We start from the raw sequence: 23,947 nt of genomic DNA on the forward strand, positions 1-23,947 counted from the left end.
ATAGGGAGGTGAGCGCCTCCCCGGATTCTCCTCTACTCGGCCGACAGAATGTAATGATAGAGCGGTTGCTTCCCGTCATGAATTTCCGTTTCCACGTCTTCGTAGCGCTCTTCCACATGGGAAGCAAGCGCTTCCGTGCAGTCCTCATCCGCATCTTCGCCGGCGATGACCGTAAGCATTTCAATCTCTTGATCGATCATGGCTTCGGCAGTCTTTTTCAGCGTTTCTTCCAATGTTTCTCCGGAACTAACGATTTCACCTTCGAGGAGCCCCATGAAATCGTTCTCCTTTATATCTACGCCTCCAATAGTGGTATCGCGAATCGCCTTTGTAACGCTGGCGCTTTTCACCGTTGACATGCCTTCGTTCATCGCCTCTGCATTGGCAGCGACGTCTTCCTCCTCGTTAAACGCAAACATCGCGCCCAAGCCTTGCGGCACCGATTTCGTCGGGATCACACGCACGTCTATTCCCTCAAATACATCTGCCGCCTGTTCGGCCGTCATGACGATATTGCCGTTATTCGGGATAAGAAAAACATGTTCGGCATTCGTTTTGTCAATGGCCTCGATAAATTGCTCCGTGCTCGGATTCATCGTTTGCCCGCCTTCAACGAACGCTTCGACACCGAGGCTTTCAAATAATGCTTGAATGCCGGATCCCATCGTAACGGCAATTACGGCGTACGTTTGCTTCTGTTCCGACGTCTGTTCCGTAGCTTCTTGATGCATGTGCGAAGAGAGCTCCGCATGTTGTTCCCGCATATTATCAATTTTAACGTTGATCAGCTCGCCATATTTTTGCGCTTCATCCATGACGGCGCCCGGGTACTCCACGTGTATATGTATCTTGAGCAAATCTTCGTCGCTCACGACGAGCAATGAATCGCCATGTTCGCTTAAGCGTGAACGGAATGCATCTTCGTTGAACGGATTCTCCTTTGTCTTCGCTTCATCAAAACGGATCATGATTTCCGTGCAATAGCCGAACTCAATGTCTTCGGGGGCTATATCGCCCTGGACGTGATGATGCTCGGCTTCCACGAGGGAATCCATCGAAGGCTGCTCCGCGGTTTCCGTTGCGTGATCGACGGTTGATTCCCCTCGCAACCCTGCTTGCATGCCTTCATAAATATGCAAAAGCCCTTGCCCGCCTGAATCGACAACCCCGACTTCTTTCAAAACAGGCAATAAATCGGGGGTGCGTTCCAATGAACGTCTCGCCTCGGCAAGCGTTTCTTCGAGCACGGCGTCGGCATCGTTATGCTTGCGCGCTTCTTTACGCGCTGCTTTTGCGGCGTCTTTGGCCACGGAAAGGATGGTTCCTTCCACCGGTTTCATAACGGCACGGTAAGCTGTGTCCACGCCGTTCTCGAAAGCGGCGGCCAAGGCAAGGCCATCGACGTCGTCTTTTTTTTCAATCCCTTTTGCAAATCCGCGGAACAATTGGGAAAGTATGACTCCCGAATTTCCCCGTGCGCCCATCAGCAAGCCTTTGGAAAAATGCTTCGCCACCGCTGACGCGCGCGTATCCTCCCCTTGCTTCATTTCTTTTACGCCGGAGTTGATCGTTAAACTCATATTCGTTCCCGTATCGCCATCGGGCACCGGAAAAACGTTTAAAGCGTCGACACGTTCCGAATGTTGATCGAGGACATACGCCCCTTCCGCGAACATGTCGATCAGGGTTTTCCCGTCAATTTTCGTTGTCACTGTTCATCCACCTCACTCCACTACGGGTTGCTTACACGCACACCCTGCACAAAAATGTTGACCGATTCGACCGCGAGCCCCAGCATTTGTTCCAGTTGATACTTCACTTTCGTTTGCACATTGTAAGCGACTTCCGATATTTTCGTCCCGTAGCTGACGATAATGTACATATCGATGTGAAGATCGTCGTCGAATTCGCGGATGACGACCCCCCGTGAAAAATTATCCCTTTTTAACAACTCGGATAATCCGTCCTTGATTTGTTTCTGGGAAGCCATTCCCACAATTCCGTAAACGTCTGTCGCGGCGCCACCGGCAACTGTGGCAACCACTTCTTTTGATATATCGATGGATCCCAATTGAGAGTTCATTTCAAGGGCCATAACCATCCTCCTTATATAGGATTTTTTCCTGAACGATCGGCTATGATCATCTTACTATAATCATGCACTTTTAAACAAGAGAACGTTGCGATTATCGGTCAGGTTATGCTAAGATATTGGGGTGTAATCATGCAGGTTGCGTAAAGGAGGTCATCGAATGTCCAGAAAATGCATCGTTACCGGACGAGGACCATCATCCGGAAACAAACGTTCACACGCGAATAACTCAACGAAACGCCGTTGGGGCGCGAACGTACAAAAAGTACGGATTTTGGTTAACGGAAAACCAAAAAAAGCTTACGTATCGACGAAAGCTTTGAAAGCCGGCAAGGTCACGCGTGTTTAATTAGCCGACCGCCGGCTTTTTCTTTTGTAAAAATTTATTCGGGAAGGCGTTTCGCGCGTTCGGGCGGCATGAACGCTTCATGGTTACCGAAATGACGCTCGCTTCTAGAATTCGGTCGCCATAACAGCTTCATGGCGACCGAAAAGCGAGGTTCCGATCACTTTCGGGTCCCATGGGAGCTCCATGGTTACCGAAAAGCGGTGTTCCAATCAATCTCGGGTCCCATGAGCGCTTCATGGCGACCGAAATCGGTGGATACGAGCGTGCCCGGGCTTCATGGACGCCCCATAGCGACCAAAAGGTTCTGCTTCGATCAAGTTCAGGCGCCATGAGCACTCCATGGCGCCTTGTATCCCCCGTAAGGGCGCCATAACAGCTCGACTCCGGTATAGTCCATATAATTGTGTAAAAAGAAAAAGGGTCAAGTCGACTCCCGTGTTACAATGTTTTCAGCGAAAAAAACAAACAGGAGGAATCGACAATGACCCAGTTCCATCTTACCCTAAACGCGGATCAATTAAAAGAAGAGCTCATGAATTCAGACATGAGTGCCGTCGCGAAATCCTCGATGGTCCTCGTCCTGAATCAAATCATGGAGCAGGAGCGCGATGATTACTTACAAGCAGCAGCCTATGAACGCAATGGCGCGCGTGTGGACTATCGAAACGGCTATTACGAACGTGATTACACGATGTCTTTTGGGAAAGTCACACTGACCGTTCCACGCACGCGCAACGGCGAATTCTCTCCCTCTGTGTTTGAGAAATATGCACGTTCCGAACAAGCCTTTCTCTTAGCGATGTTGGAGATGGTCGTTAACGGCGTATCCACGCGGAAAGTCACGAAGGCTGTGGAAGAGCTTTGCGGCGAGCGTGTGTCCAAATCTTTCGTGTCCTCGCTCACCGAAAAATTAGACCCGGTCGTCAACGAATGGGCCCAGCGCCCTTTGAACGTGAATGCCTACAGGTATGTCTACGCCGATGCCATGTATATTAAAGTCCGTGAGGATCAAAAGGTCGTCTCCAAAGCCGTTTATATCGCGCTCGGGGTCAATGACCAAAACAAACGGGAAATCATTGGTCTTCAAGTGAATCATGCCGAATCCAAAGAGGGATGGTTTCAATTCTTTCAATCGCTTCAAGCCAGGGGTCTGGCATCGCCACAATTGGTGATTTCCGATGCGCACGAAGGCCTGAAACAGGCCATTCAACAAGCGTTTGTTGGAACCTCGTGGCAACGGTGCACGGTTCATTTTAAGCGAAACTTGTTTGAACACATCCCCAAAAAAGGTTCAGAAGGCTTTCGTTCGCTCGTTAAGGAGCTCTTAAACGGGAGTTCTCCTGCAAGAGCCCGCCAGTTACGCACCGAGATCTTTGATCAATACGAGGGCGTCAAAGGTTATGAAAAAGCGTTAGAGAAACTCGATGAAGGATTTGAAGATGCGATTCAATTTATGAATGAACCCATCGCTTATCATGACCAATTGCGCACGACAAACAATCTCGAAGGGATAAATTCCGAGGTTCGCCGCCGCGAGCAAGTCATTCGGATTTTTCCAAATACCCAATCCGCCTTTCGATTAATTGGAGCGTTGCTCAAGGAACATGAAGAAAGCCTTGATCGTGGTAACCGAACGTTTTTAAAAGGAAAACCAACCGATTTGTAAGCAAATGAAAAGGCAAGAAAGCAAGGGTGATTCAGCAAAATTTTCCTTCTAGGGCGCCCGCGGGCGCCCTAGAAGGAAACACCCCAAGTTCAAAACCTATCTCCCACTCGCTGATTCATTGTGATACTTTTACACATAATTAAGGACTTGACTTCGACTCCATCTTATAGTTCGTTGAAACCCGAATACAGCTTGCGATATAATTTCACGCGCCTGCCTAATATTTTATCGCATGAAAGCTCTTTGCGATCGTATTTTACGTATCTTTACCTAAATTATATCGTATTGTGCGTGTATACGTTATAATTCATGTGATTTTCTCGAAATTATATCGCATGATGATAAAACGCCGGCTTCCCGAACGACCCCGCTCCCACCCCCGCGCCCATCGAAAAAAGCACCGGCGCAATCCCCGGTGCTTTTTCCTTCCCCTATCCTTTTTTAATCGAGCCTAGAACAGCGCGGACGAACCCTCCCAGAAATTTCGGCAACTTAATGGTATAAAATTTCATCACTATTCCTCCTTGAAGGCCAGCTTAATGCACGGACAGCCATGATGGCACATACGGATTCTTCTATATGTATATTCGCCATTCCCGAAATAGTACATTAAAATTTTTATTTTTTTGCCTCAAGATCCCGAAGAGCAACACAAACATTACTCTCCTCCTTGCAACTTCCGCACAGCTTCGCCCCGATCGTCTTTTTTAAAAATATAAGACCCGGCAACAAGAAGGTTTGCGCCCGCTTGCACACACAGCGGGGCCGTTTCGTCATCAATCCCGCCGTCGACTTCAATCCAAATGGTTGCATTCCCGTCTTCCGCCATCGTTTTAACGGCACTGATTTTTTCCAACACGCCTTCGATAAACGATTGGCCGCCGAAGCCCGGATTTACGGTCATTAACAAGACGAGATCAACGTCTGCCAGCACATGCTTGAGCACATCAACGGGCGTATGGGGGTTAATCGCCACCCCCGCTTTTGCCCCCTGCTCTTTGATCAGATGGACGGTTCGGTGCAAGTGGGGGCAAGCTTCCGCGTGGACGGTAACGATATCGGCTCCGGCCTCCACAAACGCGGGGATGTATTTTTCCGGCTGTTCAATCATCAAATGCACATCCAACGGTAACGCGGTGGAGCGTTTTGACGCTTCGACGATCATCGGGCCGATCGTAATGTTTGGCACGAAATGGCCATCCATGACATCGACGTGAATCATGTCCGCGCCCGCTTCTTCCACGGAAACGATTTCTTCTTTTAATGATGCAAAATCAGCTGCCAAAATAGACGGGGCGATTTTTGCCATCGCTCAATACCTCCTGCTTTCTTCAACTTCATTAAAAAAATGCCGGTAATGCTCATATCGGCCGCCGGCAATTTCTCCTCGTTCAACGGCCGCTTTCACGGCACAGCCATCCTCTTTGCGATGGGTACAGCCCCGATATTTACACTCCATTCTCGCGGCGCTAATTTCCGGAAAACAGTCTTGCACGAGTTCCATTTCAATGCCTGTAAAATCGAGGGAACTGAAACCGGGGGTATCGGCAACACTCCCGCCGCCAACGCTTAAAAGTTCTACATGGCGGGTCGTATGCTTCCCCCGTTCCAAACTTTCGGAGATATCGCCCGTTTCCAATTCCAAATCGGGAGCGAGGCGATTGAGAAGCGTTGATTTCCCTACCCCTGAAGGACCGGCCAAAACCGACACGCGATCTTGAAAATAAGGCAGTAATCGCTTCTGCAGGTTTTCATCGTCTTCGGATGGGACGATCACCGGATAACCGACGTCTTCGTATATCTTTTGATAGTCGTGAAATGCTTCGCATTCCTTTTCTGAAGCAATATCGTTTTTCGTAACGACGATGATCGCATCCACGTCCATTGCCTCGACATGGACAAGGATACGGTCGAGCAAATACCCGGAAAACGTAGGTTTCGTGATGGAAAAAATGAGAAAAACCTGATCGATATTGGCCATCGGCGGCCGGTGCAACAGATTCGTACGCGGATGAACAGCCGTGATGTAGTCATTCGCAAACGTAACATAGTCGCCGACCAACGGTTTGATTTTTTGTTTTCGAAACAAGCCGCGCGCGCGACATCGAAACACTGACGCCTCGCTTTTTACATCATAGAAACCGCCGACGGATTTCACAATTTGCCCTTCATACACATAGGGTCCTCCTTTATCCCGATTCAGTCTTCATAAGAAAATGAATTGGATTGTGCTTCCTCTCCGTCCAAATACAACGTATACGAACCATCGGTATCCGGTGTGACTTCAAGGTTAACTTCGTATTCCGTGTCTTCGGTGATCTCCTCTTCTACATAAACCTCCGTCCCGTCTGTGGTCGCATCCTCATACTCGATTTCTATCTCATAAGCGTTGTCGTCGGACACCTCGACCGGAATGGTCGCGACCACCGTTTGGGCAGGTTCGTCTTCGTCTTCTTCTTCGTCTTCCTCTTCCTCTTCTTCCGGCGGAGGGCCATCGGAAATGACAAAGCTTATTTCCGTTCCTTGCGACACGGTAACATACGGCCCCGGATCATGGGAAATCACTTCCCCTTCCGGCACATTTTCCGATTCGCTTCTCTGAAAAGAACCGGTTAAATTATTCGCTTCCAAATAATTGTTAACGCCATCTTGCGATGTGCCGGTAAGATCTTCAAGAGTGACATCCGGCGCTTCACTGTAAGTGATCTGCACGGTCGTTTCCCCTGGAACAACTTCTTCATCGGCAGCAGGCGTTTGCTCTATGACTAAATCTTCGGCAACGTCTTCCGTTTCTTGGGATATGAGATCGACGTCTTCAAAGTCTTGCAATTCCTCGAGGGCTTGTTCATATTGCAAGCCGATAACATCCGGCATTTCCACGGTCTCCTGTCCTTCGCTTACGGAAATCGCCACCGTCTGTCCTTCACGTACAGTTCTGCCCGCGCTCGGGTCTTGATGAAAAATCACGTCTTCCTCTGCTTCCTCGTGGAATTCATATTCCAATTCCGGCTGCAAATTCAGCGCTTCCAGCTCTTCGATCGCTTCATTTTCTTCGGACCCAACCACATCCGGCACCTCAACTTCATCCGGGCTTAATAACGCGGGAACGACTGTAAAAGCCGCGATGATGGCGATTAGAACCAATAGTGCGATTCCCGCTATTTTCCATAACCGTCGCTTTTTTTTATTCCCGCTCGGCTCCGGAGACGCTTCCGGCGTTTCTTCATCGTCTGCGCCGTTTGCAACTTTTGTGTCTTCCGTATTGTGCCCGGGACCAACGGCAGGAATCGGTCGTGTACTTTCTTCATCAGGATCCGCAATATGAATGGGCGCTTCATTGATCCGTTCCGGCGACAAGGCTGTTTCCCCGTCCAAATGCATTTTTTCCACATTTTCATATCGCTGCAATGGATCCTTAGCCGTGGCCCTGCGAATAATGTTATTTACGCTTTCGGGCAGATCACTGCGCAAATCTTTCGCATTCGGAAATGGATCCTGCAAATGCTTGAGGGCGATGGAAACAGCCGAATCGGCGTTGAAAGGCAAAAGCCCGGTAACCATTTCAAACAGGGTGACCCCGATGGCATAGATATCCGTTTTTGTCGTTAGCGTGCCTGCGCGCGCCTGCTCCGGGGACATGTAGTGGACGGACCCGAGCACGGAATTCGTCTGGGTAATCGTCGCTGCAGAGGATGCGCGGGCAATTCCGAAATCCGTTACCTTTACGCTTCCATCTTCATCGAGCAATATGTTTTGCGGCTTTATATCACGATGGATAATGCCTTGGTCATGGGCATAGGCGATCGCGCTTGTCAATTCCGAGAAAATCCGCATCGCCTCGTCAAAAGGCAATGCCCCCTCGTTTACGATCTTATCCTTGAGGGTATTGTTACGCATATACTCCATGACAATATAAAAAATTCCATCATTTTCGCCTAAATCAAAAATATCAACGATATTGGGATGCACAAGGTTCGTAGATGCCTCCGCCTCCCGCCGAAATCGCCGTACAAACGCTTCATCATCGACGTGCTGGGGCTGAAGGACTTTGACGGCAACGTCCCGCTCAAGAATAATATCACTGGCTCGATAGACGTGGGCCATCCCGCCGCCAATGTAAGCTTTCACCTCATAACGTCCGTCGATACGCTCTCCAATCATGAATCGGTTCCCTCCTCATCATGATGCGCGAGAATGACACTAATGTTATCCTCGCCCCCGCGCGCAAGCGCCTCCCGGATGAGGGCATCGGCAGCTTCAATGATCGAGTTTTCACTGCTCAACATAGCTTCCACATCCATCTCCCCCAGTTTATCCGAGAGACCGTCGGAACAGAGCAATAAAACGGCTCGTGCCGGAAAATCATAAACGTCGACGTCGACGTCGATCTCTTCTTCCGTTCCGATCGCACGGGTGAGCACGTTTTTGCGCGGATGATTTTCGGCTTCTTCCGGTGACAGTTCTCCTTTTTTGACTAGTTCATTGACGAGGGAATGATCGCTCGTGATTTGTTCAATCATTCGTGATTGCAGCCGATACGCGCGGCTGTCCCCGACATGGGCAACGACCATCGTGCCTTTGTAAAGCACAGAAGCGACAACCGTCGTTCCCATTCCGTTAAAAGCAGCTTCATCGATGGATTTGTTATAAACGGCCCGATTCGCCCGTTTTATTTCCGCTCGCAGCCAATCCTTAATGTCACTGATTTCGTTTTTGGGCGGATGGTCTTGCCAGGAATCCCGTAAAGCTTCGACGACCATCCCGCTCGCCACATCTCCGGCACGATGCCCGCCCATGCCGTCGGCAACGACGGCGAGCGTCATACCCTCGCCATAAAAAAGGCCTCCGGCATCTTCATTATGGCGTCTAACATTTCCTACGTCTGTCCTGAACACTGTTTCCATCCGTTCACCCCGTTTCTTTCGCCCGCAACTGGCCGCAAGCGGCATCAATGTCATGGCCTTGCTCCCGGCGAATCGTGACATTGATGCCTCGAGCTTTAAGCGTGCGTTCAAAGGCAAAAATATCGGCACGCGTCGAGCGAATATAGTCTTTTTCGGGCACGTCATTAACGGGAATCAAGTTGACGTGCCCTTTCGTATGGCCGATTAAATCCGCGAGCTCTTCGGCGTGCTCCACTTGATCGTTCACGCCCCCAAAAAGCCCGTATTCATACGTGATCCGTCGATTCGTTTTATTTTGGTAATAGTCAATTGCATCCATCAATTTATGCACAGGAAAGGCACGGTTAATCGGCATCAAACGTCCCCGAATTTCTGAATTGGGCGCGTGCAGGGAAACGGCAAAATTGATTTGCAAGCCTTCATCCGCAAAACGGTAGATTTTCGGAACCATTCCACTCGTGGAAACGGTAATATGGCGAGCGCCGATATTCAATCCTTCATCGTCGTTCACCGTGCGCAAGAACGCCATCAAGTTATCGTAGTTATCGAACGGCTCGCCAATGCCCATCACGACAATCGAATCGATCCGTTCCCCGCTTTCGTCAAGGGCACGCTGAACATCGAGCACTTGGGCGACAATTTCACCGGCTTCCAAATTCCGTTGCAACCCCCCGAGTCCCGACGCGCAAAACGTGCATCCCAAGCGACAGCCGACCTGCGTCGTCACGCACAGACTGTTGCCGTAATCGTGGCGCATCAACACCGTCTCGATGGAATAATTATCCTCAAGCTCAAACAAGAATTTGATCGTGCCATCGGTGGACGTTTGCCGAAGTTTTTCACGCAAGCGCGTCAACGAGAACGCCTCTTGCAGTTTCGCCCGCAAGGCTTTCGGCAAATTGGTCATTTCTTCCATACTATCCACCCGTTTTTGATACAGCCATTCGAAGACCTGTTTCGCGCGAAAAGCCGGCTCCCCATTCTCTTTCATCCATTCCTTACAACCCTCGTAGGTCAACGACAGCAAGGAAGGTTTCATCGCTTTTGTCGCTTCTTTTTGCAATGCTTTCATGTATGATTCCCTCGTTTCTTCATGGCGGCGATAAAAAAACCGTCACTTTCATATTGCTGTGGTAAAATTAACCTTTGGCCACGTTCCGTCTTTAGGCCAAGACGTGCATCCAATGTATCATCCAATTCAAACGAAGCGTTGTTTTCAAGAAAGGCAGCGATCACGTCTTCGTTTTCCGCCGGCATGACCGTACACGTGCTGTACACTAGGAACCCGCCCGGCTTCAAGCATTCAGCGGCCGCCTCCAAAATATTTAATTGCAACGCCGCGAGCGTTTCGATCTCTTTCGGGTCGGTGTGCCATTTGATGTCAGGCTTAGCCCTTAAAACGCCGAGCCCACTGCACGGCGCATCAACGAGTACACGATCAAAGCTTTCCGCTTCAACGCTTGCGGCAAGTTCGGTGGCATCATCGGTTTGGGCCTTGATACTCTTTAAGCGTAAACGTTCTGCCTGCTCGGTGATCAGCGTGCGTTTATGGAAGTGAATGTCATTGGCGAGCACTTCCCCGTCGTCTCCCATTCGTTCGGCGATATGGGTCGCTTTTCCGCCCGGGGCGGCACAGGCATCAAGGACGCGCATCCCCGGCTGTGGATCTAGCGCGTAGGTCACGAGCATGGAGCTTTCGTCTTGAAAAGAGAAGGCACCTTTTTTGAACCATTCGCTGTGCAACGGTTGTCCTTCCGTAACGATCAAACTGTCGGGCGCTACGTTTCCCGGGGTTGTTTTCACGCCACCCGCATCCAAATGTGCCTGTAAGGCCGAACGGTCCGTTTGCAGCCGATTCACGCGCAGCGTCGTATACGCCCGCTTGACGTTTGCTTCACACATGTCTTGTGTGACCGCTTCTCCGTAGGCATGCACCCATTTGCTCACGAGCCATTCCGGGTGTGACGCGGAAAGGGCGATCCGTTTGACGGGGTCCGTGATGTTACGATAGTCCGGAAGCCCTTGGCGGGCCACGTTTCGGAGCACGCCGTTCACGAACCCTTTTAATCCGCCCCTTCCCCACGCTTTTGCGAGTTCCACCCCTTCATGGATAGCCGCGCGCTCCGGCACCCGATCCATAAAAAGCAATTGGTACACGCTCATGCGCAAAATCGTTTTCACCCTGCGGTCGGTTTTGCGGAGCGGATTTTTCATGACGCTTCCGAGCACATCATCGATCGTATTCAAGCGTTTGATTGTCCCGTACACGACTTCGGTGACAAAACGTGTATCCACGTCCGCTAACCGGTGTTCACGGAACGATTCATTGAGCGCAAGATGACTGTACGCTTGATCACTAAACACGCGATCAAGGATTTTTGCCGCCCGCATGCGCGGGGCTTTATCCGTCATTTTCGCCATTGCCGAATACCTCTCCTGCTTCTAAAGATTGTCCGCGCCCCCTCAGAAAGTCACCGACGGCCATTTTTTTCTTGCCGGCCGGCTGCACTTCCTGTAAAGAGAGCCCGTGTCCGTCTCCGCAAGCGACGATGATGCCTTCATCAGCGTCAACGCGAACGATTTCGCCCGCTTTTTTTTGCGGATAGCGTTCATTTACGCGGGCGGCGCGCCAAATTTTCAAGCGCTCATCGCCCCAATGGGTATAGGCGACGGGCCAAGGGTTCATGCCGCGAATCTGGTTATACACAGCTTCGGCAGGTTTTTGCCAATCAATACGTTCCTGTCCGCGGGAAAGGTTGGGCGCGTACGTCACGCCACCTTCCTCCTGCGGTTCGGGCATGACTGTTCCGGCGGCTATCGCCGGCAATGTGTGGCGAAGGAGATCGGCGCCGAGCGCGCTTAGTTTGTCATGAAGCGTGCCGGCAGTGTCCGTCTCCTCGATGGGAAGGGACGCTTGCGCGAGCATATCCCCGGCGTCCAGTTTTTTTACCATATACATAAGGGTGACGCCCGTTTCTTTTTCCCCATCGATGACTGCCTGGTGTATCGGAGCGCCGCCGCGGTATTTCGGCAAAAGGGAAGCGTGGACGTTCACGCAGCCGAAGGAAGGCGCGGTTAAGAGCGTTTCCGGCAGCAGCTGGCCATAAGCAGCGGTGACGACAAGGTCCGGGTGCGGTTCCAGAATGTCCGTAATGGATTCCTTAACCTTGGCCGGCTGCAAAACCTCCAAGCCGAGCCGCTCCGCCTCTTCTTTTACAGGCGGCTTCGCCGGTTTTTGTTTTCGTCCTTTCGGCCGGTCCGGTTGGGTGACGACTTTAAGGACCGTATGCCCCTCATCAACAAGCATGTTAAGCACCGGAACGGCAAAATCGGGCGTTCCCATAAATACAATTTTCAAGCTTTGGCGTCCTCCTTCTTAACAGTTACATGAACATATTCGGGTCCCGATCGATCGTAATGAACCTTTGGTCTTGTTGCAATTCCTTTTGATAATAACTGAATAATTCATGTAAAACGTCCGTGATTTCAGGCTCATCCCTGTATTTTATCATGCATTGGCAACGATATCTATCTTTAATGCGGGCGATTGGCGAAGGAGTCGGCCCGAGGATGACGGTATCATCGCCCAGACGATCGCGCAACAGCTTGGCCGCGTGCGTGCCCGCTTTCATCGCGGTCGCGTACGTGACGTGGGCAAATGTAATCAATGTGAGAAAATAGTATGGGGGATAGCCCGCTTGTTTTCGTTGCCCTAATTCTTTCTTAAAAAAAGATAAATAATCATGTGTTTGCGCATGCTGAATCGCATAGTGCTCCGGCGTATACGATTGAATGATGACTTCCCCTGCTTTTTCGGCACGCCCGGCCCGGCCGCTCACTTGTGTCAACAACTGAAACGTCCGCTCTTGCGCCCGAAAATCAGGGAGGTGCAAAAGCGTGTCCGCAGCAAGCACGCCGACGAGGGTAATGTTCGGAAAATCCAGTCCTTTAGCGATCATTTGCGTCCCGAGCAAAATGTCGGCGTCGCCGTTTCCAAATTGTTTTAACAGCCGTTCATGGGCGCCTTTGCGTTTCGTCGTGTCGTTGTCCATGCGAATGATGCGGGCATCGGGAAGCAACTGCTGCAATTCTTCTTCCACACGTTGGGTGCCGGTGCCAAAATACCGAATATGCGTGCTTTCGCAACTGGGGCAACGCTCGTACACGCGCTCCTCGTGGCCACAGTAATGGCATTTTAGCTGACCATCGCGGCGATGGAACGTGAGCGAGATTTCGCAATGGGGGCACATGCCCACATACCCGCAATTGCGGCACATAACAAACGTCGAAAAGCCACGCCGGTTTAAAAAGAGTACCGCTTGCTCCCCTTTTTCGATGCGGTCACGCAATTTTTCCAATAGCTTTATGGAAAAAACGGAACGGTTCCCTTCCCGCATTTCCTCACGCATATCGACGGTCTCAATGGCCGGGAGCGGCTGTTGGTTAATTCGTTCCGGCAAGGAAAGCATTTGGTAAGCCCCTTTCGCTGCCCGTGCATAACTTTCCATCGAGGGGGTCGCGCTCCCGAGGAGCACCGGCGAGCGGTGTTGCCCGCTCCGCCAAATGGCGATTTCGCGGGCGTGATAACGGGGATGCTCTTCTTGTTTGTACGTACTTTCGTGTTCTTCATCAATGACGATGAGGCCGAGATTCGTAAACGGCGCAAAAACGGCCGAGCGTGCCCCGACAGCGACTTGCACGCGTTGATCCTGAATTTTTTTCCATTCGTCAAAACGCTCGCCAACCGAAAGCGCGCTATGAAGAACGGCTACGCTCGCCCCGAAGCGCCGTTTAAACCGTTCCACCATTTGCGGGGTGAGCGATATTTCCGGCACGAGCACGATCGCTTCTTTCCCTTGTTGAAGGACGCGGTCAATGGCTTGTAAGTAGATTTCGGTTTTCCCGCTCCCGGTAACCCCATGCAAAAGGAGCGAGGCGGATTTGCGTTGATCCATCGTTTCCTCGATTTGCCCGAGCACTTGTGACTGTTGGGCGGTGAGGGTTGCCTTTTCCTCGTCTCCGTCGCCTTCGGCACTTGTGTACGGGTTACGGTCAATGACAATCTCGTTTTCCCGTAAAAAGCCGTTTTTGACGAGGGTGTTGATGACAGCACGGGAGATCGACAGCTGTTGGATGAGCGTCGAGATTGGAACCGCCGTTTCCTCGTAATGCTCGGCAATCGTCGCGAGCGTTTCTTGTTGCTTTTTCGTAGCGGGCATTTCTTTGAGGCCGGACGGGACCGTCACCGCTTTTACTTTTCGGTGTTTGGCCTGGTCTTTAAGCTCATAGCGCTCAGTGATTTGTTGGTGCTCAACGGCCGAGCGGATGTCGCGCAAGAGACGGGCGTCGCTCGGAACGTTTGCCCAATTGATTTCGCCTGCTTGTCCGAAGAGCGCTTGCACATTCATGGGCAGTCGCGATCGTTCGGCTTCGACGACCCCGATTTTTTTTACCGCTTTCGCGCGCATGGCCGCCGGGATCATGGCTTGAAAAGCGGTAATCTGAAAGCAAATCGTTTCTCTTGACATCCACGCGCCTAACGCCAATAACTCCTCATTCAAAACAGGCGTAATGTCGAGCAACTCAGCGACACTTTTTATTTTTTCCACGTTTGTTTCGCTAACAATATCTACGATAAAACCGGTCAGTTTTCTGTTTCCGAATGGCACGAGGGCGCGCATGCCTATGCTAGCCGTTTGCGCGAGCGCATCGGGCAAATAATAATCGAAAGGATGGTCGGTCCCGCCGCTCGGGACATCAACGATGATTTTCGCGTACACGTTCTCCGTCTCCTTTAAAAAGCGGTTGGATCTCTTCCAATAAACGATCAGCCAAGTCCTCTTTGCTCTGTTTGTCGTATTCGATCCTCTCGCTGTCACGGCGAAAGATTGTTATTTTGTTATCATCGCTCGCAAAACCGATGCCTTTTTCATTGACATTGTTGGCGACGATCATGTCCAGATTTTTTTCCTGAATCTTCTTCTCGGCATATTGCGCCAGATTCTTGGTCTCGGCAGCGAATCCGACGAGGATTTGCTTGTCCTTGCGGCGCCCGAGCTCTCCGAGAATATCAACCGTTCGGACCATGTTTATGTTTAAGTCGCCATCGCTTTTTTTCACTTTGTGCGCAAAGGTTTCATCCGGGGTATAATCGGCTACCGCTGCCGTTTTGATAACGAGATCAGCATCATCATACAATGGCGCAATTGCATCGAACATATCTTTGGCGGACGTCACGTCAATGCGCTCCACCCCCGGCGGCGTCGGCAATTCCACCGGTCCGGTAACGAGTGTCACTTCCGCCCCTTGCGCCTTGGCCGCTTGGGCGATGGCAAAACCTGTTTTTCCAGAAGAACGATTGGACAAAAACCGCACCGGATCGATGATTTCACGCGTGGGCCCCGCGGTAACCAGCACTTTTTTTCCTTTTAGGTATGGAAGTGACGGGGTTTGCACGTTTTCTAAAATAGCGAAAATATCCTCCGGTTCCGCCATGCGCCCTTTGCCGATCCAGCCACACGCCAAATAGCCGGAACCGGGCTCGATGAAGCCGACGCCGCGCGCTTCCAACTTGCGTATATTTTCAACGACGGCAGGGTGCTCGAACATGTTCACGTTCATGGCCGGCGCGATATAGACAGGTGCCCGTGTCGCCAGTAACGTCGTCGTGAGCATATCATCGGCGATCCCGTTCGCATATTTTCCGATGAGATCGGCCGTCGCCGGCGCAATCACAACATCATCCGCCCAATCGGCAACATCGATATGGGCAACCTTGTCCACCTCTTCTTCAATAAACGTATTCACGTATACGCGCTCCCGCGTCACAGCCTGAAACGTCAAAGGGGTGATAAATTCACGCGCGCCTTCGGTCATGATCACCTTTACATTCGCGCCCGCCTGGCTCAACTTTGAAGCAAGCGCGGCCGCTTTAAACGCGGCAATCCCACCAGTGACACCGAGAATAATATTTCTGTCGTTCATCGTAAGGTAAGCTCCTTTCCGTACTCTAATACTCGCATTATATCATTCCGGTTGTCGAATTACAGCGATTTTGAGGTGATTTCTCTGGTGGGATTGGGGGTAGGGAGCAAGCAATATGATCGCAAAATCGCTCATACGATATAATTTCGGTCGCAGCACATAAAATACGTTCGCAAATGGATCCCTTGCGATATAATATTGGACATGATCCGAGAACTGAGTAGGCGTAGTCATTACTGACTACGCCCCTCACAGATCCACACGTGCGGGTCTACGCATGTGGCTCCTCCCATTTATCCCGTTTAGAGATAAGTTTCTGATAGACAGATGTTAAGCTAACAAGGTTTAATCGCTGGAAGTAATCATTATCGAGAGCGACATGAACCATCGGACTCTTGGAACTTCGCCAAGCGAACATGCGAATCCCTCTCAGTTCATCTTCCTTCCATCCCTTGTTTCTTAATACACGATGGAGGTTTTTGACATAGCGCCAACTCCGTAGCTGTATCATGCGCAATCGACGGCGAACCCACGCATCCCATTTTCGAAATTTCCCTTTCACATGCCCATGTCCAAAGTAATTCGCCCATCCCCGAAGATAGGGGTTCAATCGGTTGTGAATGAGTGTTTCAAGATCAACGGTTTGATTCCGTCTTGTGATTTCCTTGACTTTCTTCTTAAACTTCGCTTCCTTCTTTGGGTCAATTCTTCGAATATGCTTGTAGAACTCAAAACCAAGAAATGTAAACGGTTCTTGCTTGACATCAACGACCTTCGTTTTCGTCGGATGCAACGCCAGACCCAAGTCATTCTCAAGGTAGCGGGTAACGCTTCTCATCACTCGTTCCGCTCCTTTTTGGCTTCGGCACAAAATGACGAAATCATCCGCAAACCGAACAATACGATGCCCGCGTTCCTTCATCAGCTCATCCAATTGGTTAAGGTAAATATTGGAAATTAATGGACTCAAGACGCCGCCTTGCGGAGCACCCAAAGGCGTGTCTTCATACAAATCCCCTTCCATGACACCTGCCCTCAAGATTTGCTGGATGAGTTGAATCACAGAACCATCTGTCACCCGTTTACGGATTTGAGCTTCCAATCGGTCATGCGGAATCGTGTCAAAGTAGCTTTGCAAGTCCGCATCGATCACATACGCGTATCCCTGTCGAAGATATTCACTCACTTGGTCCAGCGCCATGTGGGCACTGATAGTCGGGCGAAATCCATAACTGCACGGAAGGAAATCTTCTTCAAAGATCGGTTCAAGGATGTTTCGGATCGCCGCTTGGACCACTCGATCTTCCACCGTGGGGATACCGAGCGGACGCTTCTTCTTTCCATCCTCTTTCGTAATCATCTTTCGGCGGACAGGTTTGGGGCGATAACGTTTGTCTTTCAGCTTTTGCTGGAGCACTTCTAGATTGTCCTCCAGTTCTGCCTCATAGTCGCCAATTGTCACCTTGTCTACGCCGGGAGCTCCTCCGTTCTTCTTTACTTGAACGAAAGCGTCTCGTAGATTAGCCTTAGCGAACACTTTGTCGTACAAGCTGTACCACACGCGTCCTTTCATCGGTCTACGCTCCTTACGTCATTGCTTTCGGTTCCCTCGCTGTTTCTGTTTCCCCTTTGTTATGACACATCCGCAAGGCTAGTAGCTTTTCAGCAGTCCTTGCTTCTTTACCATAAGGCGGTGGACGGTGTACCCTTCTGTTCGACCCCGGCATCAGCCCCCTTGGCCATTTGTCCGGTTTCTGTCCACTTCCACAGACATCCGAAAGTCTACTCGCATTGATCTTCATGGGTCACGCCCTTCGCACGAAATCCCTGCCTTTTGAGCATAGGTTTCCAACTACAACGGTGTGCAGTTTCACTCATGTGCTGTCCTCGTTCCTGTTACCAGAAAGTCTTAGGCATGAGCTTCTTCACTACTATGGCGATCTCTGACTTCTCCCTCTCATCTTGATACCCTTGGCATAACCTTGCGATATCAATACCTCTATGAGGAAGCAGGGAGACCTCAATGGGTCACATCATACGCTTTCTCCCTAATCCAGCCCTCATAACACTTCGAGCTGCCAGCTATTCGGACTTCCTGTTTTCTTGCACAGTCATCCCGCTCTCGTGCCAACATGGGATTCAGCTCTGTTCAGGGATTTGCCTTCAGATCCTCCGCACGATACCTCACGGTCATCGCACTATCTGTTAGCTAATGCTTACCGGCTGTTCGGCTGCATTCGGGTCTTGCACCCTATAGCGGTATCTGCTGCCACTCGCGAAATAACATCGTAAACGGTATGCTTACGATATAATTTTTAGTACATCACACAATATACAATCGCAAAATACGTATAATGGTAATTTTTAACATAATCAATCAACATAATAGGATGACCTCCCGTCACCAACGCGTTTAAAATGGTTTAATAATATCTGTCTGACTTTTTGGCTTGACCCTTGCATCCCACACCATTCATAAATCCCTTTGGTTGTGACTTTCCGATCCGGGAAAAGAAACCGATATTCATCGACGCTTCGCATAACCGCTGTTTCAGTGTCTTCCACTATTCCGCACCCGGAACAAAAGAATTTTTTACTACGATGCTTCATAAACGACTGACAACCCGTACACACCACACCCTTTCTCAACCCGGCGTAATCGTATTTAGGCAAACGCATATGCGGGTTATCATGCTGATGCAAACCGAGCAATTGCTCGGCGATTCTCTTCTCTTTTACGCCAATGTGCGAGCGCTGGTTGTTTAATTTTTTCAAAAACCGAGGTACTTGGGGACGAAACACGGCAGGTAGGTCCGGGGGAGTATTGTACAAATAACTCGAGTTTCGCACCCTGATAAATCAATAAAAAAACACCATGAAAATGGATGAAAAAACGTAAAAAACCCGCATGAACACAGGGCTTTTGGTATAATTAAGGTACCAATCCAAATCATGCCAAAAGGACGTGTTATCATGCGGGGAAAAACCAAAGAGATTGAAAAAGTGATTCAAACTCATAGTTTTTCAATTGATTCAATTATAAGGGATGTTATGAAAACGTTCAACTTTCGTTCCCTTTGTCACAAGGTCGGATTCAAGAAAGAGCAAGGATATCCGGTTGCAGATATCATCACCTTACTATTGGTGTTTCCACTGATGCTTTTGAACAGCGTCAATGCCTTCTACAAAAGTGGATACAAACAGGTCACCAAAATGCAAAAGGATACGATTTATCGCTTGAAAAACCACGCCCGGATGCCTTGGCGCAACCTGCTTCTTCATGTGTCTAAGCAGTTTCAATCTTTGGTTAACCCTGATCAGGACGTGGACGATAAGTCGGCTTTTATCTTTGATGATACGATGGACGAGCGTGTTGGCCGCCGGATTGAAGAGGTTTCTTACGTCCACGACCATGTGACCGGACGCAAGAAATCCAAAGCAACGCTCGGGTTCAAAAATCTCACCATGGGACTCTTTGATGGGAAAAGCTTTAACCCGCTTGATTTCAGTCTTCATTCTGAAAAGAAGCTATACAAGAAACAGCGGAAAGAGCAATATCAAAAGAAGCGTGATCCTCGCTCAAACGGTGCCAAGCGCAAGAAGGAATGCGATGTCGACAAAATCACGAATGCGATACGTATGCTCAAAAGAGCGGTGAAGCACGGTTTCAAAGCCAAGTATGTTCTCGTAGACAGTTGATTTGCCAGCAAGGACTTTATCCGCACGTGCAGAGGGGTCAAAGATGGAGCGATGCACGTCATTTGTGCTGTCCGCAAGGACTGGAGAAAGTACCGTTACCAAGGGAAAGACATGCATGCGAAGGAACTGCTGAAAACCCTGAAAAGCGAAGGAAAAGAAAAACGTTGCCGCAAACGCAATACGCGTTATTATGAAGTCACCGTCTACTATCCCGGGATCGATGAAACCGTCAAATTGTTTTTTTGCCGCTTTCCGTACCAAAAAGAGTGGCGACTGTATCTCTCTACAGATATCAGCTTATCATTCATTGAAACCATGGACATTTATTCGGTTCGTTGGACGATCGAAGTTTTTTTCAGAGAGACGAAACAGCACCTTCGTCTGGGGAAATGCCAATCCCAAGATTTCGACGCGCAAATCGCCCATGTAACAACCACCTACATCCTGTATGCCTTTTTGTCTTATTTCCGACGAGTCAACGATTACGAAACCTTGGGAGGGTTATTTGAAGAGATGAAAGACGACATGGTGGAGAAAAATATGGCACAACGGTTATGGGAAATGTTTGATGAGCTCCTGGACGTGATTATCGCAGCCACCTCAGAATCAGGAGCGGTCGATATTCATGCCTTTAAGACGTCTGAGGAATACCAATACATCAAAACCCTTTTTGAAGACTCATTTTTGGGCCATCAGCTATTTGACGACGATAATGTCGCTTAAAGAGCGAAAATGGAATTTCGATGAAAACACTGTCATACAAGGGCCTTAGGCAGCAATATACACGCTGAATCCCTTGTTATTTGGGGTGCGAAACTCGAGAAATAAAATTCAGGGTGAGTAAAAATAAAGAAGTATTCAATCGGCATATTCATTCGGAGTAATTTGCGCAGGAGGGTGACACTCCGTTTCATTTGGAGCAGAGGGTCTTGAATTTCGGTGCCGGAGATGGCCTTCCACTTATCACCATCGATGTAAAAATCTCCGGCGCTATGCTTGGCATCCAACATATAAATCTTTTCTTGAAAAACAAGCAGCGAGTCGATTTGAAAAATTCTACGGTTTTGTTCGAGCAACAGGTCGTTGATAACGAGACAATCAGAGGATAAGTCCTCCAACCAACTATCCATGATCCGTTCTCCGGTATAGCCTTGCTCGAGATTCATATAATGTTGGTCGTCCGGAAGCGTCATGCGCGCACGTAACATTCGCAAAAACTGTAATTCGACAGGTGTTTCACGCGGTTTAAGCAGCTTCATCGCCCACGCCCTTTCATTATTTTAAAAATTTTCTCTCATTATTATTATACCAAAAGAGCAATTGGCCGCAATCATAAGGATTTGCTGATTTCACCCGATTGCTTCACTTGACAACCCGAAAGCAGCAAACTCCCTCTGAAAATACGGATAGAAATCAATTGCTAAATAGACATTGATATTTTTATCCTTCATAGAGAGCACGCATGACTACAACTTGTTTTTCTTCTCCCCTAACTTGATATAAAAGCGGGAATTACTTGAGCCCCTTGATGCTCGTTTTTACCTTCACCGAAAGATTATTGGCTGCACCTTCATTGAAAAGTTCATCAGAGATGTAACTATAAATATCTTCGAAAGTCTTAAATTACTTTCACACCGAAACTTACACTGTTTCTTTATTTTTGTCATCAAATAGCTCGATTCATGCCAAAATTTCTGTGATTCCATTATTTTTGTCATTAATTGTAGTGTATTTTTAATTACCCATATTTATTTTCTGTCATCTTTTTATTTTTCGGATATGAAACATCTGATTTTTTATGATCACTAATGGCACAGATTCAAAAGCTGGTTTCCCAAACAGAAAACCAGCTCTCTCATCTTTTATATTTTCGCTCCTTTTAAACGAAGAGCGTTGGAGACAACACTTACCGAGCTCAGTGCCATTGCTGCGCCTGCCACCCATGGTGCAAGTAATCCGATGGCTGCAACCGGGATGCCTGCCGTGTTGTAGCCAAATGCCCAGAAGAGATTTTGGCGGATGTTTCTAATCGTGGCGTGGCTGATTTTCATGGCTTTCGGGATGAGCAATAATTCCCCGCCGAGAATCGTCACGTCGGCTGCTTCAATAGCCACTTCCGTACCCGTTCCAATGGCGATTCCGATATCGGCGACGGCGAGTGCCGGCGCATCATTGACGCCATCTCCAACCATTGCTACCTTTTTGCCTTGTAACTGGATTTCTTTTATTTTATCCGCTTTTTCTTCCGGCAGCACTTGGGCAATGACTTGGTCGATGCCAATTTGCTTTGCAATCGCTTGGGCTGTTCGCTCGTTATCCCCTGTTAACATGATTACGTCTAAGCCGTCTTCTTTTAACTCTTTTATGGCTTGGGGGGCTGTTTCTTTAATCGTATCCGCAACGGCAACAATGCCGCGATACGTGCCATCGATTGCGACGATCATCGCTGTTTTCCCGTTCACTTCATAATCGTTTAATGCTTGTTCCGCATCGCCAATACCTACTTGATTGTCTTGCATCAATTTTCGATTACCAACAAGAATGTGCTGACCGGAAATCGTCGCTTCGATCCCGTGGCCGGCGATCGCGTTGAAATCATCGACGTCGACGACATCAATATTTTTTTCTGTTGCATAGGCAACAATCGCTTCCGCTAGCGGATGTTCCGAGCCTTTTTCCGCACTTGCGAGCAACTGTAAGGCTTTTTCATCCCCTGTAAAATTCGTGACTTCAGGTTTTCCTTTTGTAATCGTTCCCGTTTTATCCAGCACAATTGCATTTAATTCATGCGTACGCTCGAGATGTTCGCCGCCTTTAAAAAGAATGCCGGTTTCGGCAGCCTTGCCTGTGCCGACCATGATGGATGTTGGCGTTGCAAGGCCTAAGGCACAGGGGCATGCAATCACAAGAACCGCGATCGATGCGACTAAAGCAGGCGCCATTTGCCCGGGTTGGACGAACGTGATCCAAACCGTAAATGTCAGGATGGCAACAACGACGACGATCGGGACGAAATAGCCGGAAATGACATCGACCAACCGTTGGATGGGCGCTTTTGATCCTTGCGCATCCTCGACGACTTTCACAATCGAGGCCAGAGCCGTATCCTTCCCTACTTTTGTCGCTTCCATTTCAATCGCGCCATTTTTATTGATCGTTGAACCGATGAGATTTGCGTCCACGTCTTTTTCAATCGGAATGGATTCTCCGGTAATCATCGATTCGTCGATTGATGTCCTTCCCTTTACAACCGTACCGTCTACGGGTATTTTCTCCCCCGGTTTAACGACTAACCGATCCCCAACGATAACGTCCTCCATCGGTATCATACTTTCTTCGCCGTTTCTTATAACGCGGGCTTCTTTTGCCTGTAAATTAAGCAATGAGGATAATGCATTCGTTGTCCGGTTTTTTGCGCTTGCTTCCAAATATTTACCGAATAAAATCAACGTAATGATGACAGCGCTTGTTTCAAAGTATAAATGTGGCATGTACGCCGGATTAGCGACCGTCAGGATTGATTCATATAAACTATAAAAATAGGCGGCACTCGTCCCTAATGCAACGAGCACATCCATGTTCGCGCCACCGCTCTTCAGGCTTTTATAGGCACCCACATAAAATTGCCAGCCGATGTAAAATTGAACGGGTGTCGCTAACGCAAACTGGAACCATGGATTCATGAAAATATCCGGTATATTCATGCCGAATAAATGCACCAACATGGTGACCAATAGCGGTGCCGTCAGTACAGCCGAAATGATTAATTTCGTCTTCATTTTTTTATTTTCTTTTTCTTTGTGGGTTTGCTTTTCTGCTGCTTCGGCTTTAGGTTTCGCGTCGTACCCCAAATTTTTGATTTTCTCAATGAATGCTTGAGGATTCGTGGTTCCCGGATTATATTCGACGGAAGCCGTTTCGGTCGTTAAATTGACCGTTGCACCTTTAACCCCTTCTTGCTTGTTCAATACTTTTTCAATACGGTTCGAACAGGCAGCACAAGTCATCCCGAAAACATCCAATTCTGCTCGTTCCATTTCAACCCCGTAGCCGACTTTTTCAATTTTATTCGTAATGTCATCGATAGACGTTTTATCCGACTCATAGTCGACGGTTGCTTTTTCCGTTGTGAAATTGACTTGCGCTTCCACACCGTCCATTTTATTTAAAACTTTTTCGACACGATTGGAACAAGCTGCACAGGTCATTCCTGTTACACCAAGTGTGGCATGATTTTTTTCATCCATGATCGC

Annotated in this window: 18 protein-coding genes and 1 pseudogene; 3 read left to right on the plus strand and 16 right to left on the minus strand. The window is 49.1% G+C overall.

What is annotated here, in order from left to right; translation table 11 throughout:
- Positions 1-32: 32 nt before the first annotated feature.
- Complete coding sequence (locus HUG15_RS14400; RefSeq protein ID WP_200128988.1) at positions 33-1,676, minus strand: DAK2 domain-containing protein; 1,644 nt, start codon at positions 1,674-1,676, stop codon at positions 33-35.
- Positions 1,677-1,732: 56 nt separating this feature from the next.
- Positions 1,733-2,095: an Asp23/Gls24 family envelope stress response protein gene (locus HUG15_RS14405; protein WP_200123765.1), complete on the minus strand. Its 363-nt coding sequence runs from the start codon at positions 2,093-2,095 to the stop codon at positions 1,733-1,735.
- Between the two features lie 157 nt (positions 2,096-2,252).
- On the opposite strand from HUG15_RS14405, the gene rpmB reads away from it, so the two are divergent.
- Positions 2,253-2,441: a 50S ribosomal protein L28 gene (gene rpmB / locus HUG15_RS14410; protein ID WP_200123766.1), complete on the plus strand. Its 189-nt coding sequence runs from the start codon at positions 2,253-2,255 to the stop codon at positions 2,439-2,441.
- A gap of 481 nt (positions 2,442-2,922) precedes the next feature.
- Complete coding sequence (locus HUG15_RS14415; RefSeq protein WP_200123767.1) at positions 2,923-4,107, plus strand: IS256 family transposase; 1,185 nt, start codon at positions 2,923-2,925, stop codon at positions 4,105-4,107.
- 431 nt (positions 4,108-4,538) lie between these two features.
- Here HUG15_RS14415 and spoVM read toward each other — a convergent pair whose 3' ends face one another.
- The 12 genes from spoVM to HUG15_RS14475 all read right to left on the minus strand — a co-directional run bounded on the left by spoVM (position 4,539) and on the right by HUG15_RS14475 (position 18,770).
- Positions 4,539-4,619, minus strand: a complete 81-nt coding sequence (gene spoVM, locus HUG15_RS14420) for a stage V sporulation protein SpoVM (RefSeq protein ID WP_200128989.1) — start codon at positions 4,617-4,619, stop codon at positions 4,539-4,541.
- Between the two features lie 146 nt (positions 4,620-4,765).
- A complete protein-coding gene (rpe, locus tag HUG15_RS14425) occupies positions 4,766-5,416 on the minus strand; it encodes a ribulose-phosphate 3-epimerase (protein WP_200123768.1) in 651 nt (216 codons plus the stop codon).
- Between the two features lie 3 nt (positions 5,417-5,419).
- Complete coding sequence (gene rsgA / locus HUG15_RS14430) at positions 5,420-6,283, minus strand: ribosome small subunit-dependent GTPase A (RefSeq protein ID WP_200123769.1); 864 nt, start codon at positions 6,281-6,283, stop codon at positions 5,420-5,422.
- A 23-nt stretch (positions 6,284-6,306) separates the two neighbouring features.
- Positions 6,307-8,268: a Stk1 family PASTA domain-containing Ser/Thr kinase gene (pknB, locus tag HUG15_RS14435; RefSeq protein ID WP_200123770.1), complete on the minus strand. Its 1,962-nt coding sequence runs from the start codon at positions 8,266-8,268 to the stop codon at positions 6,307-6,309.
- Entirely contained in the window at positions 8,265-9,065 is an 801-nt protein-coding gene (locus HUG15_RS14440; RefSeq protein ID WP_246516352.1) for a Stp1/IreP family PP2C-type Ser/Thr phosphatase, read from the minus strand. Before HUG15_RS14440 ends, pknB begins: the two co-directional genes overlap by 4 nt.
- Entirely contained in the window at positions 9,016-10,050 is a 1,035-nt protein-coding gene (gene rlmN / locus HUG15_RS14445; RefSeq protein WP_425504056.1) for a dual-specificity RNA methyltransferase RlmN, read from the minus strand. Before rlmN ends, HUG15_RS14440 begins: the two co-directional genes overlap by 50 nt.
- A gap of 29 nt (positions 10,051-10,079) precedes the next feature.
- On the minus strand, positions 10,080-11,432 hold the full coding sequence (rsmB, locus tag HUG15_RS14450) for a 16S rRNA (cytosine(967)-C(5))-methyltransferase RsmB (RefSeq protein WP_200123772.1): 1,353 nt from the start codon (positions 11,430-11,432) through the stop codon (positions 10,080-10,082).
- Positions 11,413-12,354, minus strand: a complete 942-nt coding sequence (gene fmt / locus HUG15_RS14455; protein WP_200128991.1) for a methionyl-tRNA formyltransferase — start codon at positions 12,352-12,354, stop codon at positions 11,413-11,415. The genes rsmB and fmt overlap by 20 nt, the downstream gene beginning before the upstream one ends.
- A gap of 40 nt (positions 12,355-12,394) precedes the next feature.
- Positions 12,395-14,791 (minus strand): primosomal protein N', encoded by a 2,397-nt coding sequence (priA, locus tag HUG15_RS14460; RefSeq protein ID WP_200123773.1) that lies wholly within the window; start codon positions 14,789-14,791, stop codon positions 12,395-12,397.
- Entirely contained in the window at positions 14,769-15,995 is a 1,227-nt protein-coding gene (gene coaBC / locus HUG15_RS14465; protein ID WP_200123774.1) for a bifunctional phosphopantothenoylcysteine decarboxylase/phosphopantothenate--cysteine ligase CoaBC, read from the minus strand. Before coaBC ends, priA begins: the two co-directional genes overlap by 23 nt.
- A 271-nt stretch (positions 15,996-16,266) precedes the next feature.
- Positions 16,267-17,568 carry a group II intron reverse transcriptase/maturase gene (gene ltrA / locus HUG15_RS14470; protein ID WP_200123648.1) on the minus strand — a complete coding sequence of 434 codons (1,302 nt, stop codon included), beginning with the start codon at positions 17,566-17,568 and terminating at the stop codon, positions 16,267-16,269.
- 800 nt (positions 17,569-18,368) lie between these two features.
- Positions 18,369-18,770, minus strand: coding sequence for a hypothetical protein (locus HUG15_RS14475; RefSeq protein WP_200123775.1), 402 nt, complete (start codon positions 18,768-18,770; stop codon positions 18,369-18,371).
- 198 nt (positions 18,771-18,968) lie between these two features.
- Here HUG15_RS14475 and HUG15_RS23690 point away from each other — a divergent pair.
- Positions 18,969-20,417: pseudogene (locus HUG15_RS23690) on the plus strand (IS4 family transposase).
- 32 nt (positions 20,418-20,449) lie between these two features.
- On the opposite strand, the gene HUG15_RS14485 reads toward HUG15_RS23690, so the two are convergent.
- Both HUG15_RS14485 and HUG15_RS14490 read right to left on the minus strand, forming a co-directional pair.
- A complete protein-coding gene (locus HUG15_RS14485) occupies positions 20,450-20,953 on the minus strand; it encodes a nuclease-related domain-containing protein (protein ID WP_200123776.1) in 504 nt (167 codons plus the stop codon).
- A gap of 603 nt (positions 20,954-21,556) precedes the next feature.
- Positions 21,557-23,944 (minus strand): heavy metal translocating P-type ATPase, encoded by a 2,388-nt coding sequence (locus HUG15_RS14490; RefSeq protein WP_425504057.1) that lies wholly within the window; start codon positions 23,942-23,944, stop codon positions 21,557-21,559.
- Positions 23,945-23,947 lie beyond the last annotated feature (3 nt).

It is taken from the genome of Salicibibacter cibarius (assembly GCF_016495725.1).
Lineage (GTDB): Bacteria > Bacillota > Bacilli > Bacillales > Marinococcaceae > Salicibibacter > Salicibibacter cibarius.

Excerpts from the sequence above, each read along its gene's own strand:
- HUG15_RS14440 (WP_246516352.1), bottom strand. The coding sequence starts at position 9,065 with ATGACATTGATGCCGCTTGCGGCCAGTTGCGGGCGAAAGAAACGGGGT.
- pknB (WP_200123770.1), bottom strand. The coding sequence starts at position 8,268 with ATGATTGGAGAGCGTATCGACGGACGTTATGAGGTGAAAGCTTACATT.
- HUG15_RS14405 (WP_200123765.1), bottom strand. The coding sequence starts at position 2,095 with ATGGCCCTTGAAATGAACTCTCAATTGGGATCCATCGATATATCAAAA.
- coaBC (WP_200123774.1), bottom strand. The coding sequence starts at position 15,995 with ATGAACGACAGAAATATTATTCTCGGTGTCACTGGTGGGATTGCCGCG.
- rpmB (WP_200123766.1), top strand. The coding sequence starts at position 2,253 with ATGTCCAGAAAATGCATCGTTACCGGACGAGGACCATCATCCGGAAAC.
- rsmB (WP_200123772.1), bottom strand. The coding sequence starts at position 11,432 with ATGGCGAAAATGACGGATAAAGCCCCGCGCATGCGGGCGGCAAAAATC.
- spoVM (WP_200128989.1), bottom strand. The coding sequence starts at position 4,619 with ATGAAATTTTATACCATTAAGTTGCCGAAATTTCTGGGAGGGTTCGTC.
- rpe (WP_200123768.1), bottom strand. The coding sequence starts at position 5,416 with ATGGCAAAAATCGCCCCGTCTATTTTGGCAGCTGATTTTGCATCATTA.
- HUG15_RS14415 (WP_200123767.1), top strand. The coding sequence starts at position 2,923 with ATGACCCAGTTCCATCTTACCCTAAACGCGGATCAATTAAAAGAAGAG.
- HUG15_RS14485 (WP_200123776.1), bottom strand. The coding sequence starts at position 20,953 with ATGAAGCTGCTTAAACCGCGTGAAACACCTGTCGAATTACAGTTTTTG.
- rlmN (WP_425504056.1), bottom strand. The coding sequence starts at position 10,050 with ATGAAACCTTCCTTGCTGTCGTTGACCTACGAGGGTTGTAAGGAATGG.
- HUG15_RS14400 (WP_200128988.1), bottom strand. The coding sequence starts at position 1,676 with ATGTTCGCGGAAGGGGCGTATGTCCTCGATCAACATTCGGAACGTGTC.
- ltrA (WP_200123648.1), bottom strand. The coding sequence starts at position 17,568 with ATGAAAGGACGCGTGTGGTACAGCTTGTACGACAAAGTGTTCGCTAAG.
- fmt (WP_200128991.1), bottom strand. The coding sequence starts at position 12,354 with ATGGGAACGCCCGATTTTGCCGTTCCGGTGCTTAACATGCTTGTTGAT.